This window comes from Pseudoalteromonas sp. S1609, from assembly GCF_005887255.1.
Taxonomy (GTDB): Bacteria; Pseudomonadota; Gammaproteobacteria; order Enterobacterales; family Alteromonadaceae; genus Pseudoalteromonas.
On sequence record NZ_PNDJ01000211.1, the window covers coordinates 1 to 308 of the forward strand.

The 308-nt window shown below is 41.6% G+C and carries 1 pseudogene; it reads left to right on the plus strand.

The window, feature by feature from the left end:
- Nucleotides 1–308 (plus strand): annotated as a pseudogene (locus CWB76_RS19470) (glycerophosphodiester phosphodiesterase family protein); the annotation flags it as partial.

The window sequence follows — 308 nt, forward strand, 5'->3', positions numbered from 1 at the left end:
CAAACGCAATACGCACAAAAAATGCTAGATGAATACACGCAAATGGAGGTACCCGCTTCGCGTGTTTTTCCGCAATCATTTAATTTAGCTGACGTACAATATTGGATTAATACTAACCCTGAATTTGCAGCGCAAAGCGTTTATTTAGATGGCCGAGACAGCGATGCAGGGTTTGATCCTAACAACCCCGACACATGGCAACCTAGTATGGCTTCGCTTTTTAATGACGGTGTTAAAATTATTGCTCCACCCATTTGGATGCTATTAACCATAGATAATGAAAGTAATATCGTGCCATCACAGTACGC